We start from the raw sequence: 15,039 nt of genomic DNA, 5'->3' as shown, positions 1-15,039 counted from the left end.
AGTCTTCCTTGGTTTAGGGTTTGATGGCTACGGCAAAATGCAGATAACGGTGCAGGCGTACGCCGCTAAGCTGCTGGCGTGTGCTGAGCTCGGTGCGTAATTCACGCAGGATTTCGCTGCGGATATCCGGCAGGAACTCACTGAGGAAATTGCCAAACGAGCTGGCATTACTGAAATCAATCACTGCCTCGGCATTGGGGAATAGATCCGCAAAACGGCGCAGCAGAATTTCTTCGATGATGAAGCCGGCCCCTTCCAGCTGACTGGCGAGCTGAGCATGGCTAACCCGGAAAGGCGTACTCCCCACTTCGGCATTGCGGCGCAAATTGAGCTTGGCCACACTGCGCTGAACCAATTGCTGGATATCGTGCGGCCTTTCGCGCGAAGCCGTGCTGATGGCAATCCGGCCCCCGGGTTTGAGTACGCGAAAGGCTTCGGCCAGGGCTTGATCTTTATCTGGCAGCCAGTGATAGACGCTATTGAGGAGCACGGCATCAAATTGGGCATCGGCAAACTGGCGCAGATTTTCTGCCCGACCCACGCTGAAATCTAAATGCGCGAGCTGCAGGCTACTGGCCCGCTGGCGGGCAATGTCGATGCGTAAAGGCAGCGGGTCGATCCCCACGACCTGGCCATGGCGGTGGATATAGCGCTGCGCCGCGAGGGCGGCGAGGCGCCCGGTGCCGGTGCCAATATCGAGTAGGCGGGCATCGGGTTTCAGTTGCAAGGCCGCCAGCAAATGCTGGCCATGCTCATATTGCAGATCACTGATCTGATCATACTGCTCAGCCAGCTGCTGGGTATCAAGCTGTAGGTTAGACATTCCGTGGCCTCTCAAAGTAAAGGGGGGGTGGGTATGTTTTCAAGTACGCCAGTTTCGGCCACATAGTCGCGCCAGTCGGTCAGCAACTGGTTCAAGATATCGGGCCGGGCCTCGGCAAGGTCATACAGTTCGGCTTTATCGGTGCTCAGATCGTAGAGTTGCCAGCGCGAAGGCCCGTGCGGCTCGGGAATAAACACGGCCTTCCAGTCACCACGGCGAATGGCTTTGCGCCCGAAGAGTTCCCAGCCTGTGACCTGATTGTGCGGGTGAATATGATCCTGCTCGCCTTGCAGATAGGCTTGCAGCGAGCGCCCGCGCAGCGGCAGCACGTCACGGCCATGAAAGACGGGATGTGGGTGGTTCACGCCTGCGAGTGACAGCAAGGTCGGCGTGATGTCCATCACGGTGGCAAAACGGTGAGAGATTTCGCCTTGCCGTGCCAGTGGCGGATAATGCAGCAGTGCCGGTACACGGATGCCACCCTCAGTGGTAAAGGCCTTGTACAGGCGAGCAGGTGCCGTACCGGCTTGTGCCCAGCGTGGGCCATACCAGACATACGAATTACCGCGGCCGATATTTTCAAGGCTGTTGTCGTAATAGTCGGCGATGACTTGGGCCAGATTGGGGCCAAACGCTGGTAGTGCTTCCAGCAGTGCACCTTCGGCGCCGTTATCCGACAAAAAGAGAACAACGGTATTGTCAAACTGCCCTGTGGCTTTGAGCTGGGCAATCACGCGGCCAATATTCCAGTCCATCCGTTCAACCATCGCGGCATACACGGCCATGGTGCGTGCCGAAATCGCACGCTCTTCTTGGCTTAAGGCTTCCCATTCGGCATTGCTGGCCACTACCGGATGCGCTTCAACGCCCGCATCGACTAAGCCCAGCGCTTTGAGTCGGCTCAGCCGCTCCTGTCGCAAGGCCTCAGGGCCCGCATGGTAGTAATCGGCATATTTGGCGATCAGCTCATCAGGCGCTTGCAGGGGCCAGTGTGGGGCCGAGTAGGGCAGATAGGCGAAAAACGGGCGCTCGTCGGGGGCTTCGGAGAAATACTGCAGCAGTTTGTCAGTGAAGTAATCGCTGGAATAATAATCATCGGGCAGCGTGTCGACAAAAGCGCCGTCTTCGGCATATAAGCCGCGGGTGCTTTTCAAGAGGCGCGGAATCTCTTCCTCGCCTATCGGCGCCTCAAACCCATAATGATTCGCCGCCCCTGGCAGCAGCGCAAACGAGCGCTCAAACCCGCGTGCCGCTGGGGTGCGATCCAGCGTTTTTCCTAGATGCCATTTGCCTGACATGATGGTGTAGTAACCGGCATCGTGCAAAATTTGCGGCAAGGGCGCAATGCGGTCATTTAAATAGCCTTCATAGCCAGGCTGGCCCGCATGGGCGGGCGTGAGGATCTCGGCGAAAGTACCCAGGCCTGCCAGATGATGATCGGTGCCACTCAGGATCATCGCCCGGGTGGGCGAGCATGCCGAGGCGGCATGAAAATCGGTAAAGCGCACGCCGGTCAGCGCCAAGGCATCCAGATTCGGGGTGCTAATTTCGCTGCCGAAAGCCCCCAGATCCGAAAAGCCCAGGTCATCGGCCACAATCAGTAAAAAGTTCGGTTGTTGAGCCATGCCGTATCACCACGCAAACAGATAGTCTTTAAAGCCGAAGCCTTCCGCTGCGGGCTGCAGGGCGGTGTCATGCTCATGGCCAAATTCGCTGAGTACATCGTCTTTAATGGCGGCCAGCCGCAAATCGGCGCGCTGGCGCGGATGCGGGACATCCACCTCGACCGTGCGTTTAATCCGGCCCGGACGCGGCTCCATGATCACCACCCGATCGCCGAGCAGGACTGCTTCTTCGACGTCATGCGTCACCAAAATCATGGTGATGCCTTCGGTTTGCCAAATGCGTTGCAATTCGTTTTGCAGATTGGCGCGGGTCAAGGCATCCAGCGCGCCAAATGGCTCATCCAAGAGCAGGATTTCCGGGCGATTCACCAGCCCGCGGGCGATGGCCACCCGTTGGCTCATTCCGCCCGAAAGTTGATACGGGTAGGCTTTCTCAAAGCCTTTCAGGCCCACCAATTCCAGATGTTCGGCAATGGTTTTCGCCCGTTCATTGCTGCTGAGCGTTGAGTTTTCCAAAGCCAGGCCGACGTTTTGCTCGACCGTGAGCCAAGGAAAGAGCCGGTGCTCTTGAAATACAATTCCGCGCTTGAGGCTGGTGCCCTTGATGCGGGCGCCATCGAGCAAAATATCGCCCTGATAATCATCATCTAGACCGATCGCCAGACGCAGCAGGGTCGATTTGCCGCAACCGGAGCTACCCACAATGCTGACAAATTCACCGGGTTTGATGTGCAGATTAATACCATCCAGCACGTCCAGCGTTTCGCCTTTCACGTGATATTGTTTTTTGACGTTTTTAAAATCGAGGGTGCCCAAGGCGCTCATGAGGTTATTCCTTATTCAATGCAAAGTTTCAAAGCCAATGCGGATTCAGCAAGGGGCGTACGGCGCCAATCAGGCGGTACGGTTACGCCAGCCCAGCAGGTGTTTTTCTAATTTGAAGGCCAGTTGATTGACGATGGCGCCCACTACGCCGACCACCACCACACCAAACAGCACCGAGCCCATATTGAAATGCTCGCGACCATCAATCATCGAGTTGGCAATGCCGTGGCCGGATTTGAGGAAATACTCGGCGCCAATCGTGGCCAGCCAGCTATAAATCAGCGCCAGTTGGATGCCGGTAATGATCTGCGGCGAAGCTGACGGCAAAATCACTTTGCGAAACAGCTGCCAGCGGCTGAATTCAAACACCCGCGCCACCTCAACATGATCGCGATGCACGCTGCGGATACCTTCGTAGGTATTGATCGTGGTGGGGTAAAAGGCCGCAATCGCGATGAAAATGATCTTGGCCGGCTCGCCCATGCCAAACCACACCGAAATCAGGGGAATCCAGGCAAAAATGGCAATCGACTTGATGGTGTTAAAGCTCGGGCTGATCAGGCGATCGGCCCAGCGAGATACACCCAGCAAACTACCCAAAATCAGCCCGGCAGTGCCCCCCACCACAAAGCCACCCAGATTGCGGGATACGCTATGGACCAGATCAAGGGCAAATGCCCCGCTGCTGATCTGGCCATAGCCTTCTTTCCAGACTTCATACGGTGAAGCCAGAATCGCGCTGTTGGCCAAGTTAAATTTACTGATCAAATACCAAGCCAGGATCAGCCCCAACGGCAGGACGAGCCCGCGAAAATCACGCTGGCCCAGCGCCTGTAAACGGGTTTTAAATGCAGACATCACACACCTCACTCAAACTTAAAACGCAACGCGACGCCATTTCAGGAAATGGGTTTCCAGCCATTGCAGCGACTGGTCGATTAACAAACCCACTGCGCCAATGATCACCACCGTGGCCAGCACCAGATCCAGCTGGAACAACTGCCGGCCCCAGACCATCAAAAAGCCAATGCCTTCACTTGAGGCCAGGAGCTCAACAGTCACCAGGGCCAGCCAGGCATGGGTGAGGCCATAGCGAATACCGGTAAACAGCGAGGGCAAGGCAGCCGGGATTACCACCTTGGCCAGTAATTGGCGGGTGTTAAAGCGATAGACCTTGGCCACCTCGGCAAATTGGGGCGGGATATTGCGGATACCTTGCAAGGTATTGACCGTGACCGGCACCAAGGCCGCTTTGGCAATCACCAAAATCTTCATCGATTCACCAATGCCCACCACCATAATCAGTAGCGGAATCCAGCCCAGCGCCGGAATCTGGCTCAGGGCTTTAAAGGTGGGAAATAAATACGCTTCCACCGTTTTCGATAGCCCCATCAAGGCGCCTAGCAGCAAGCCCACCACTGTACCCACCCCAAAGCCATAGGCCACGCGCTCGACACTGATTTGCAAATTGCTGGTCAGATCGCCGCTTTGCCACAGCTCGGTCAGGGTTTGCCACACCAAAGAGGGCGGTGGCAGGATTTGCGGGGAGACCCATTCGTGAGCGCTGGTGATTTGCCATAAGCCCAGAACGAGCAGCGGCAAGACCAATGCCCACAAAATTTGCTGCAGTTTTTGCCCCGTTTTTTGTCGCCACTGGCTCGGGCGTTTGGCGGATACCTCGGCGGGTATATCGCTCTGATTTAATGTAATCGCTGTGCTCATTGCGATACTCCTTGATAATTAAGTTCGTGCTCCGTCTCTGTGCTGGCTGCAGGGCGCAAACTAAACCCCGCCGCCAGCACAAAACAGCCGGCAAAAAACAAAAACAACCATTGCAGATGAATCAGCTGGCCAAATAGCCCGCCAATCACCGTGCCGCTAAAACCACCCAATGGGCCGATCAGGGCCATTAATCCGGCCACCTGGCCTTGCCCCAGATCCTCACCCAGCTGGGCTACCCGGGTCATATTCGCTGCCTGCAACCAGCCCAGAGCCAGCCCAAGCAGCAAGCCGCCCACCCACAGCGCAGCGCCCCAGGGGGCGAGGCCCAGCAGACATAAACTCAGCGCGCCGCCGGTAAAGCCCAGCCGATACACGGCCCGCCGTCCCAGCTTTTGCGCTACGCCACCCAGCAGCATCAGCGCCAAGATAAAACTCAAGCCCTGACTGGTGATCAGGCTGGCGGCGGCACTGGCCGATAGGCCAAAATCACGGACCGCAATCGCGACGATGAAGGCGGTGTAAAACATCATGCTGCTGTTCACCAACACCTCAATCGCGCCACATTGCTGCAAGGCGCGATGCCGGCGCAGCAGGCCAAATTGGCTGCGCACCCTTGGCCAGATGGCACCACCTGGGTGGCTGACGGCTTTGGGTTGATAAATACGCAGCACCCGTGGCGCGATCAGCAAAGTGAGGACAAAGCTGATGCCAATCAGCTGATACACCCAGCCAAAGGGCAAAGCAGCAATCAAGGCGGTGGCAATAGCGGGCCCCAGTAAAAACATGCCGATCATGTGGCAGCCACGAAACCAGCCGGCTTTGGTTTCACCGACCTGATTCAGTTGCTGCATAAACACGGCATTCAGGGCAATAAAACGGCAGGGCATGCAAAAGCTCACCAGCGCCGTGCACAGCAGCAAAAACCACGCTTCGCCAATACTGGGCGTCAGGCAATACAGCAGGGCCGCAATCAAGGTGCCGCTGAAATACATCTTCATGGCACCCACCTGATCCAGCAGCAAACCGACCGGGATACTCATAAACAGCATGCCCACCATCTGCGCCGCGCTGATCAGGCCGATCTCGGCATTGCTGGCGTGCAGATGCAAGGCATAGAGCGCAGTGCTCACCTTGGCAATCCCCACCCCGACCCCAGCCAGTAAAGACAGCGCCACGAAATTCAGCAGAAACCAGCGGGCCGAAACCGCTGGCACCGCGGCGGTCTGCTCGGTGCCAGCTGTCATTACTTACCGCCTTTGGGGTTGCCCTTGGCGTCGTAAGCAGTCCAGAAGTTCTCCAGTTTTTGCTCTTTCAGGGCCTGATTCAGGTATTTGGGCTCAAACCACTGATTGACGTCGAAATCCTTGCGAATCAGCTTGAATTTCAATGAGGCCTGTACGGCATCTCTGTAGTGGTTGTAGAAAAACTCATCCAGCAGCGGGCTAGAGCGACGTTTGAGGTCAGCACCGCCGTTGTAGTCTTTTTTCCAAGATGAATATGGCGTGCCTGATTTCGCCCATTCTTGCAGCACTTTGTCTGCATTTTCCGGTTTGGAAATATCCGCGGCCGTGCGGACCAGCACATTCACTACCCGCTGGGTGATTTCCGGATTGGCCTTTTCAAAGTCTTCGGTCACCAAGAAATGCGTTTGGCGGGTTAGAGAAATTGGGCCTTCTTTATTAGACCAAATGATGCGTGCTACGCCGCGATCAACGAGCTGGAAAATGTTCGAGCCATACCATGCACCATCGACGTCTTTTGTCGCGATGGCGGCATCGGTCGTCGCCGTATCCATATTGATCAGCTTGAAGTCTTTTTCGGTTAGGCCGTATTGATCGAGCACCTTATTTACTACTAGCTGGCCATTGGTGCCTTTAAAGAGGGCTACTTTTTTGCCTTTCAGGTCTTCCAGCTTTTTCGCTGGTGAATCTGCGGGGACCGCGAGATAGGTGGTGCCCAGCGTGCCGTTCGCGAGCAAGATTTTGGTTTTCAAGCCACTGGCTTTGGCCACAATCGCGGGTAAGTCACCTTGCCACGCAAAATCCAGCAGCTTGTTGGCCAGTGCTTCATTTACTGCTGGGCCGGCGCCTTTGAAGTAATTCCATTCCACCTTGATGCCGTCTTTTTTGAATTCTTCTTCAATCAGGCCGCGTGTCGCGGCCGTGGCTGCGGAAGAGCCACCAAAGACCGGTTTGCCACCAGTGCCGACGGTGGCCACCCCAATACGGATGACTTTGGCTGGGTCAGCCCAAGCCGGGCTGGCTGCGATCAGGGCGAGGGTCAGGGTGCTTAGTGCAAAAATTTTATTTTTCATCGTGTATCTCTCAGTGTTCGGGGGCGTGCAAGGCTTAGAAGCCGTATTGGAATTGGGCGAGCCACTCGTTCGATTTCACCTTGGTGGCCTGATCGTCGCGGCGGTTGTAGTTGAGCTGGAACTTGGTCGTTTCGGCGAAGAAAATATTCAGACCCGCTGTGGTGATATTGACCTTGTCGTTTTGCTTGCTGGTATTGGGGTCAAAGCTGTCGTAGCGAGCAAAGGGCTGGTATGACACGGGCCACCAATCGTCGTAGCGACCCTGTGCGCGATAGCCTTTAACGAATTGCTCGCCAAAGTTGTAGAAGAAGGTGGCGGTGTGGGCCTGGCTTTTCAGCTCGCCAAAGACAGGTTTGGCTTTGGTGCCGCTGACCGTGCCATCAGTCCCTTTCACAAACTCATAAGTGAAGCCAAATGGGTGATGGTTGTAGCTAACATCAATCCCATAGCGATCTTTCGCACCTTGGCCTACACGGTCTGCACCAATGGCCAGATTCTGTTTGCCCAGGTACACCGAGGCGCCGATGGTCAGCTGGCGCAGCCATGAGTTGTATTCTGCTGGCGCGGTGAAGGCCACCCGGCCAATAAAGTCTTTGTGGTCGTTATTGTCGGATTTATTTGGGCCATTACCGTTAACTAGACCCACGATGTATTGGAATACCGGGGCGCGGTAGTTGTAGCCGTAATCCACTTCGGGCCACAGGTCGCCACTTAAGCCAATCCCGATCTGTCGCTGGCCAAAGCCCAAACGCCCGACAAACTGCGCGTTATTGATCACCGGTTTCAAATCTTCGGTGGCGGCCGCCTCTAGGCCGAATGGCACCAGCTGCTGGCCAAAGGTAACGGCCAGACGGCCAGTATCAGGCGAGATGGTCGGCAAGATTTGATAGGTCAGGTTGGCATCCAGCAAGTTGAAGTTACTGGTATCCAGCAGCTGGGTGGCGGTACTTTGGGGTGAGTAACCAAAGCGCAGGGCATAAGTCAGATTGCGACCTTCGTCGTAATCTTTATACGCATTACCGGTAAAGGTCAGTACTGCGGTGGGGATATCAAAGCTGGTTTTGCGGTTGTCAGTCACCGCATTATTAGTAGCCAGGCTGTTATAGCCGGCCCGAGCTTGTACGGTGCCGCCCACGACCAGCGCACGCGTAGATTTGGCGGTTTTGGTGTCTTGATCACGCTGAACCTGGTATTTGTAGTTTTCCAAGTCGGCCGTCAGACCTTGCAGCTCATCCTTGGTGGCGTATTCGGCGGCGGCTTCGCCACTGGCTTTGGCCGTCGCTTGCTCTTTCACCTGGGCCTGCAGGGCTTCGAGGCTTTTTTGCAATTCATTGATCTGCTTTTGTAGGGCATCAGCATCGGCCGCATGGGCCACGGTGCTTAGCAGCAGTAGGCTGGCCGCGATGGGGGTCAGTCTTTTGATCATCTTTTGTTCTCCGTTTCATTTCCGAATGAGGTCAGCCAATTTCGGGGCATCGCACTCCCTGCACGATGCGCTGGCGATTCGATATGAGCAAAAGGTGTGCCAACGTGTTTTTATAGAAAAAACAGTTATAACTGAACAGAACGCAACAGCGGCCGCTGCGCGCTGTCAGCAATCTGTTGAAAAATCAACAGTGCGGTCAGATGGGATGAAATAAGGCGGGTTGGTGCCGGTTTTGGGTGGGTGGTGATATCGCAGCAGTTTGCTGCGTAGCGCAGCGCAAAACACAGCAGTTACGCGGTGAATAACAACGAAAACCTCTGGAATAACAGGCTTGAGCACTCTGGCATGGATTCTGCTGAATGCGACTAGTCACTCACCAAGGAGAATTTCGTATGACCAATCTGGCTGATGTAAAAAACCTGACCAATGATGTTTCTCGTGCGCTACTGCCACAGGGGCCGGTTACCGCGACCGTGCAATGGCAAAACCCGGCCGATATCGTAATTACGCCGGTTGACGGCGCCTTGGGCGCAACGGTGACGGGGATCGATGCCAACCAGCCGCAACATCCAAGCACTATCTTGCGCTTGAAAAAGGCGCTGCATGAGCACTTTATTCTGATCTTTAAGCGCCAAGAGCTTGATGATTCGGCCTTGCTGCGCTTTGCCACGTATTTTGGCTCTGTCTTTGTGCCCCCAGAAGATGTGCCCGTATTGGCCTCCAATACCGCGGGTAAAGCGCCGGATGTAGTACGCGTGGCGAATGTCGATGGCGGTTATACCGGTAATGGCGAGTTAACTCCGCATGCCGATCATCAATGGACCCCGATCCCATCGGCAGGTTCATTGCTGTATGCCGTTGAGCTGTCATCAGTCGGGGGTGATACCTCGTGGTACAACATTCATCAAGCCTATCTGGATCTGGACGAAGCCACCAAAGCTCAGTTGGAAGGCTTGCAGCACATTACCTACAACCCATTCTTGCGCCATGTGCTTAATGCCCAGCGTAAAGCGGAAGGGCTTGAGGCGGAATATCCGAAATATCGCAGCCCAGCCCGGCCAATCCTTGGCCCAGGTTTCCCGCATCCGCTGGTGCGCACTCATCCCGACAGTGGCAAGAAAGTACTGTTTTTGTCGACCCATACCGAGTCAGAAATTCTTGGCATCGATCAGGCTGAAGCTGAGGCGCTGATTGCGCGTTTACGGGCCCATATTCAGCAAGATAAATACCGCTATGAGCATCGCTGGGCTTTGGGTGACATCGTGTACTGGGATAACCAGGCGACATTGCACTCGCGGACGGCGTTTCCCGAAACTGAGCGCCGCGTATTAAAGCGGGTCAGCCTGGCGGGTAGTCGTCCATTCTAATCCTGGCGCCGGGGGAGCTGGCTAAGCAGGCTACCCCAACGAGGAGTAACAGTATGAGTAATGATGTGATTCAAGTGCGTGTGCGCCAAGATAGCGATGCGTATCTGCATATCGAAACACGCGCCGCCCATGTGGCCGTTGGCAGAGCGGGTAATGGCGAGAATGCGCCCGACGCCTTTCGTGCGGGTGAATTGATTTTGGGGGCATTGGGGGCATGCACTGCCGGTACGATTCGACATTTTGCACAAACCCATGGCATTAGCCAGTTGCAGGATGTCACTGTTGATGTGACCGGCTATGAAAGTTCGGCTCCCAGTCGGATTGGGGCGATTGTGGTGAGGGTGACATTGCATGGCCCGCTGGCGGCACATGATCGGGTGCGACTGGAAAAAGCGGCCCGGCTGTGCAAAATTCATCACACCCTGCAGCATCCGCCCGAGATCGAGTTAGCGTTTGAACACCACGCTGCGCCAATCGTAGCCCATCAAGAGGAGCTGGCCGCATGAGTCAACGCCAATTACGCTTAGGTGCGTTTATACCGGCCTATGGCAATCATGTGGCGGCATGGCGCCACCCCGCAACGCCAGCTAATGCTGGCCAAGATTTTCAACACTATAAACGCCTAGCGCAAACGGCCGAGCGCGGCTTGTTTGATGCTGTGTTTCTGGCCGATGGGCTCGCGGCCCGCGGTGAGGGTGAGGCGGGCGAGCGTTCGGCCTATTCAGATCATTTCGAGCCGCTCACCTTACTATCTGCCTTGTCGGCCGTCACCGAGCATATTGGCCTGATCGCCACCGTTTCGACAACCTACAACGAGCCTTATCATCTGGCTCGCAAGTTTGCCTCACTGGATCATTTGTCGGGTGGGCGGGCTGGCTGGAACTTGGTGACTTCGGCCACGGAAGAAGAGGCGCGCAATTTTAATCTGCGCGAGCAATTGCCGCATGCCTTGCGCTATCAGCGTGCACGCGAGTATGTGCAGGTGGTCAAAAAGCTCTGGAATAGCTGGGAAGACGATACCTTTGTGCGGGATAAAGCCAGCGGTGTCTATCTGCAGGGCAATAAACGCCACGTTCCCAATCACGTGGGTGAGTTTTTCCAGGTGCGGGGGCCATTGAATGTTGCCCGGCCAGTGCAGGGGCAGCCTGTATTGGTGCAAGCCGGTGCATCAGAAGATGGGCGCGAGCTAGCGGCGGAATCAGCCGAGGTGATCTTTACCGCATGGCAAGAGCTGGCAGATGCACAGGCCTTCTACCGCGATATCAAGACCAGAGCCGCGCGCTATGGCCGCAAGCCGGAAGAGATTTTGATCATGCCGGGCGTTTTCCCGGTGGTGGGGCGTACCGAGGAAGAAGCGCAGGCCAAATATCAGGCCTTGCAAGATCTCATTCACCCCACGGTGGGGGTAGGGCTTTTGTCCGCCTTGATTGGCGCTGATTTGAGTGCCTACGAGATTGATGGGCCGCTGCCTGATTTACCAGAAACCAATGGCATGAAGAGCCGGCAGGCACTGATGTATTCGATTGCGCAGCGTGAAGGCTTAACGATTCGGCAGCTGTATCAGCGGATTGCCGGTGCGCGCGGTCATCGTACGATTGTGGGTACACCTGAATCGATTGCCGATCAGTTGGCTGAGTGGTTTGAGGCCGGCGCGGCGGATGGCTTTAACATCATGCCGCCGGTTCTACCTACTGGGCTAGATGATTTTGTCGAATTGGTGATCCCGGTATTGCAGGCTAGAGGGCTGTTCCGCACGCAATATAGTGGCCACACTTTGCGAGAAAACCTCGGTCTGGCGCGCCCAGCGCATCCGGCCGCAGCAACAGTCGCGCAAACGATCGCGGTGTAAAAAGCACCTACCCAATAGCCACGGTAAGCCGTGGCTATTGTTATTTCTGGATGACCTTTCCCATGCTGACTGATATTTTCCCAAGCCCACTGCCCAACCGGCCGCGGGCTTTTGTCTTGGCCATGATTAAACCATTTCTGGCCTGGTATGCCTTAATGTTGGTGCTAGAAGCTGGGGCGGCCACCTGCACGATGTTGCTGCCTTATATTCTGGGTAAAACGGTTGCGCAAGTGACCGGCGCGCAGGCCGCTGACCCTCATTGGCACGGCTTAGTGCAGCTGGTGCTGGTCTTTGCCGCTTTGAATGTAGCCGAGCTGGTGCTAAGCCGGGCGGCAGGAGCGGTGCAAATGCATGTCGGCCCACGCCAGCGCCATCGGATCACTGCGCGCCTATTTGCTTGGCTGCAATATCATTCCCATCGCTATTTTGCCCAGCAATTTTCTGGCGCGCTGGCGCATCGGGTGACTGAAACTGCCATGAGTGTGAATCAGACCATCTGGGCCGTGCACACCGAATTCTGGCCCATTTTGGTGACTTTCTGTGTGGCGAGTTTTTTACTATGGGGCGCTTCGCCAGTCCTGGCGGGCGTACTACTGAGCTGGATTATTCTGTATGTGACAATGAGCTATGTGTTGGCGCGCAAAGCCCAGCCACTGGCACAGCGTTTTGCGGCTGCTCGTAGTTATACGGCGGGTAAGATTGTTGATTCGGTGAGTAATCTAGCCAATGTGCGCCTGTTTGCGCAGGAAGCCTTTGAGCGCGATTATTTACAGCGGCATCTGGATGAAGAACTCATCCATGCGAACCGCAGCAATTGGTACACCGAACGGGTACGCTGGTATCAATTTGGCTCGGCGATGTTGCTAAAAATCGGCATGCTGGCATTTGCCCTGTATCTGTGGGCGCAAGGGCAGATTGGGGTGGCGGCTTTTGTGATGAGTACCAGTATGTCTTTGCTGATTATCGGTGAGGCACGCAATCTATCGCGACGCTTTCTCGAGGTATTTGAGTATTTAGGCAATATCGAGCATGGGGTGCATACCATCGTGCGGCCGCATGAAATTAGTGATCAGCACGATGCGCGACCGCATCCGATCCGCGATGGGCAAATTGAATTTCGCCAAGTGGAATTTGCCTACCAGCCTGGTCGGCCGGTATTCCAAGGGCTGAACCTGACGATTCCGCCGGGGCAGCGGGTGGGGGTAGTTGGCTATTCTGGCTCAGGTAAATCCACCTTGATTAGCTTGCTGTTGCGCTGGTATGACGTGCAGCAGGGCGATATTTTGCTGGATGGCGTACCCATTACCCAGATGCAATTGGCCACGCTGCACCAGCAAATCAGCATGATTCCGCAAGAGCCCAGTCTTTTTCACCGCTCTCTGAAGGAAAACATCCGCTATGCGCGCCCCGAGGCGAGCGACGCGGAAGTTATCGAGGCCGCCCGTCAGGCGCATGCGCATGAGTTTATTGCTCGCTTGCCACAGGGCTATGACACGATGGTGGGCGAGCGTGGCGTATCTCTTTCGGGGGGGCAGCGCCAGCGCCTTGCGATTGCCCGCGCCATGCTGCAAAACGCACCCGTGCTGATTTTGGATGAAGCGACCTCGGCGCTGGATTCACAAACCGAGCGTTGGATTCAGCACAGCCTGGATAATCTGATGGCGAATAAAACTGTGCTGGTGGTGGCGCATCGGCTTTCTACCATTGCCCATCTTGATCGTATTTTGGTCTTTGCGCAGGGTGAGATTGTTGAAGATGGTGCCCATGCTGAGCTGCTGGCCCAAGGTGGGGTCTATGCTCAGCTCTGGGCGCATCAGTCTGGTGGCCTTTCGCCCGAGCAAGCCCCAACTGGTGAGCTGGCCTTGGCGCATGATTAATGCCTGCAATTACCACACCCTGTTGCGTGACTGTTGGGAAAGCAACAGGGTGGCGGCGCTAAAGCTTTATTTGTTCTAATAAATCCATTGATATTTCTGGTGGAAATATTGGCGCGCAGTTTGCTACAGAGTGGGTGACTGCAATTTCGCAGCCTTATTCAATCTGGAGATCCAACATGAGCGATATTCTGGCTAATCCTCCTCAGGGCCTCAGCGTGCATCCGATTGCAGGCCGCATCGGCGCAGAAATCCGAGGTATTCAACTCGGCGCAGACCTGCCGGCAGAAGTACAAAAATTCATCCGTGCCGCCTGGCTGAAATACAAGGTGATTTTCTTCCGTGGCCAACAGCATCTGGATGATGAGCAGCAAGAAGGCCTGGTGAGCCTATTTGGTCAGGCTGGGGTGCAGCACCCGACGGCACATACCAAGGCCGGCACCAAACTAATTTTGGAGCTTGATTCCAAGCGTGGCGGCCGGGCCAATTCTTGGCATACCGACGTTACTTTTGTGGATGCCTACCCGAAAGCGTCGATCCTGCGTGGGGTAACCATTCCGGCCGCGGGGGGTGATACCGTTTGGGCAAATACGCATACAGCCTATCAGGATTTAAGCCCTGAGCTGCAACAGCTGGCTGAAAACCTATGGGCAGTGCATACCAATGAATACGACTATGCCGCCTACAAACCCAAAGCCACCGCCGAGGCGCTCAAGCAATATCAAGAAGTGTTCACTTCTACCGTGTATGAAACCGAACATCCCGTGGTGCATGTTCACCCCGAAACCGGCGAAAAGCATCTGCTCCTGGGGCATTTCTTCAAGAATTTTGTCGGCATCCCTGCCGGCGAAGGCCGCCGGATTTTTGAAGTGCTGCAAAACCATGTGATCCGACTGGAAAACACCGTACGCTGGCGTTGGCAGGAAGGTGATGTGGCCATTTGGGATAATCGCGCTACGCAGCATTACGCGATTGATGATTATGGCGATGCCCATCGCGTGGTGCGCCGGGTGACGGTCGCTGGTGAAGCGCCATTTGCCGTTGATGGCCGCCGCAGCCATACCCGCTCGAAGGTCAGCAAAGGCCAGGCGGTGAATGACGAGTCTGCCGCTAACCAAACTGCGGCGTAATCGCGCGCGGGGTAACAGGGCCCCACACTGCAGAGTGTGGGGTATTTTTATGTACCAAACCTATCCGCTTGAACCGCCCGCAGG

General features: G+C 55.6%; 13 protein-coding genes. 5 read left to right on the top strand and 8 right to left on the bottom strand.

Annotated elements, in window-relative coordinates; translation table 11 throughout:
• Nucleotides 1-13: 13 nt before the first annotated feature.
• From G482_RS0107155 to G482_RS0107120, 8 genes are all read right to left on the bottom strand, one after another.
• On the bottom strand, nucleotides 14-823 hold the full coding sequence (locus G482_RS0107155; protein ID WP_034619168.1) for a class I SAM-dependent methyltransferase: 810 nt from the start codon (nucleotides 821-823) through the stop codon (nucleotides 14-16).
• An 11-nt stretch (nucleotides 824-834) separates the two neighbouring features.
• On the bottom strand, nucleotides 835-2,448 hold the full coding sequence (locus tag G482_RS0107150; RefSeq protein WP_028449462.1) for an arylsulfatase: 1,614 nt from the start codon (nucleotides 2,446-2,448) through the stop codon (nucleotides 835-837).
• Between the two features lie 6 nt (nucleotides 2,449-2,454).
• Nucleotides 2,455-3,273, bottom strand: coding sequence for an ABC transporter ATP-binding protein (locus G482_RS17695; RefSeq protein ID WP_051258815.1), 819 nt, complete (start codon nucleotides 3,271-3,273; stop codon nucleotides 2,455-2,457).
• A 69-nt stretch (nucleotides 3,274-3,342) separates the two neighbouring features.
• Entirely contained in the window at nucleotides 3,343-4,131 is a 789-nt protein-coding gene (locus G482_RS0107140; RefSeq protein ID WP_028449461.1) for an ABC transporter permease, read from the bottom strand.
• Nucleotides 4,132-4,149: 18 nt separating this feature from the next.
• Complete coding sequence (locus tag G482_RS0107135; protein WP_084414519.1) at nucleotides 4,150-4,995, bottom strand: ABC transporter permease; 846 nt, start codon at nucleotides 4,993-4,995, stop codon at nucleotides 4,150-4,152.
• Nucleotides 4,992-6,239 carry an MFS transporter gene (locus tag G482_RS17690; RefSeq protein WP_051258814.1) on the bottom strand — a complete coding sequence of 416 codons (1,248 nt, stop codon included), beginning with the start codon at nucleotides 6,237-6,239 and terminating at the stop codon, nucleotides 4,992-4,994. The genes G482_RS0107135 and G482_RS17690 overlap by 4 nt, the downstream gene beginning before the upstream one ends.
• A complete protein-coding gene (locus G482_RS0107125; protein ID WP_028449459.1) occupies nucleotides 6,239-7,309 on the bottom strand; it encodes an ABC transporter substrate-binding protein in 1,071 nt (356 codons plus the stop codon). The genes G482_RS17690 and G482_RS0107125 overlap by 1 nt, the downstream gene beginning before the upstream one ends.
• 34 nt (nucleotides 7,310-7,343) lie before the next feature.
• Nucleotides 7,344-8,735 carry a hypothetical protein gene (locus G482_RS0107120; protein WP_028449458.1) on the bottom strand — a complete coding sequence of 464 codons (1,392 nt, stop codon included), beginning with the start codon at nucleotides 8,733-8,735 and terminating at the stop codon, nucleotides 7,344-7,346.
• Between the two features lie 392 nt (nucleotides 8,736-9,127).
• On the opposite strand from G482_RS0107120, the gene G482_RS0107115 reads away from it, so the two are divergent.
• The 5 genes from G482_RS0107115 (at nucleotide 9,128) to G482_RS0107095 (ending at nucleotide 14,955) form a co-directional block, all read left to right on the top strand.
• Nucleotides 9,128-10,102: a TauD/TfdA dioxygenase family protein gene (locus tag G482_RS0107115; RefSeq protein ID WP_084414517.1), complete on the top strand. Its 975-nt coding sequence runs from the start codon at nucleotides 9,128-9,130 to the stop codon at nucleotides 10,100-10,102.
• Between the two features lie 53 nt (nucleotides 10,103-10,155).
• Nucleotides 10,156-10,608 (top strand): OsmC family protein, encoded by a 453-nt coding sequence (locus G482_RS19515; RefSeq protein WP_051258813.1) that lies wholly within the window; start codon nucleotides 10,156-10,158, stop codon nucleotides 10,606-10,608.
• Nucleotides 10,605-11,951 carry an LLM class flavin-dependent oxidoreductase gene (locus G482_RS0107105; protein WP_028449456.1) on the top strand — a complete coding sequence of 449 codons (1,347 nt, stop codon included), beginning with the start codon at nucleotides 10,605-10,607 and terminating at the stop codon, nucleotides 11,949-11,951. The genes G482_RS19515 and G482_RS0107105 overlap by 4 nt, the downstream gene beginning before the upstream one ends.
• A 62-nt stretch (nucleotides 11,952-12,013) precedes the next feature.
• Nucleotides 12,014-13,828: an ABC transporter ATP-binding protein gene (locus G482_RS0107100; protein WP_028449455.1), complete on the top strand. Its 1,815-nt coding sequence runs from the start codon at nucleotides 12,014-12,016 to the stop codon at nucleotides 13,826-13,828.
• A gap of 176 nt (nucleotides 13,829-14,004) precedes the next feature.
• Entirely contained in the window at nucleotides 14,005-14,955 is a 951-nt protein-coding gene (locus G482_RS0107095) for a TauD/TfdA dioxygenase family protein (RefSeq protein WP_028449454.1), read from the top strand.
• The last annotated feature ends 84 nt before the right edge of the window (nucleotides 14,956-15,039 follow it).

The organism is Chitinibacter tainanensis DSM 15459 (assembly GCF_000429785.1).
GTDB classification, from domain to species: domain Bacteria; phylum Pseudomonadota; class Gammaproteobacteria; order Burkholderiales; family Chitinibacteraceae; genus Chitinibacter; species Chitinibacter tainanensis.
The sequence above is the reverse complement of the archived record's forward strand: the minus strand, read 5'-3'. Positions and strand labels throughout refer to the sequence as shown.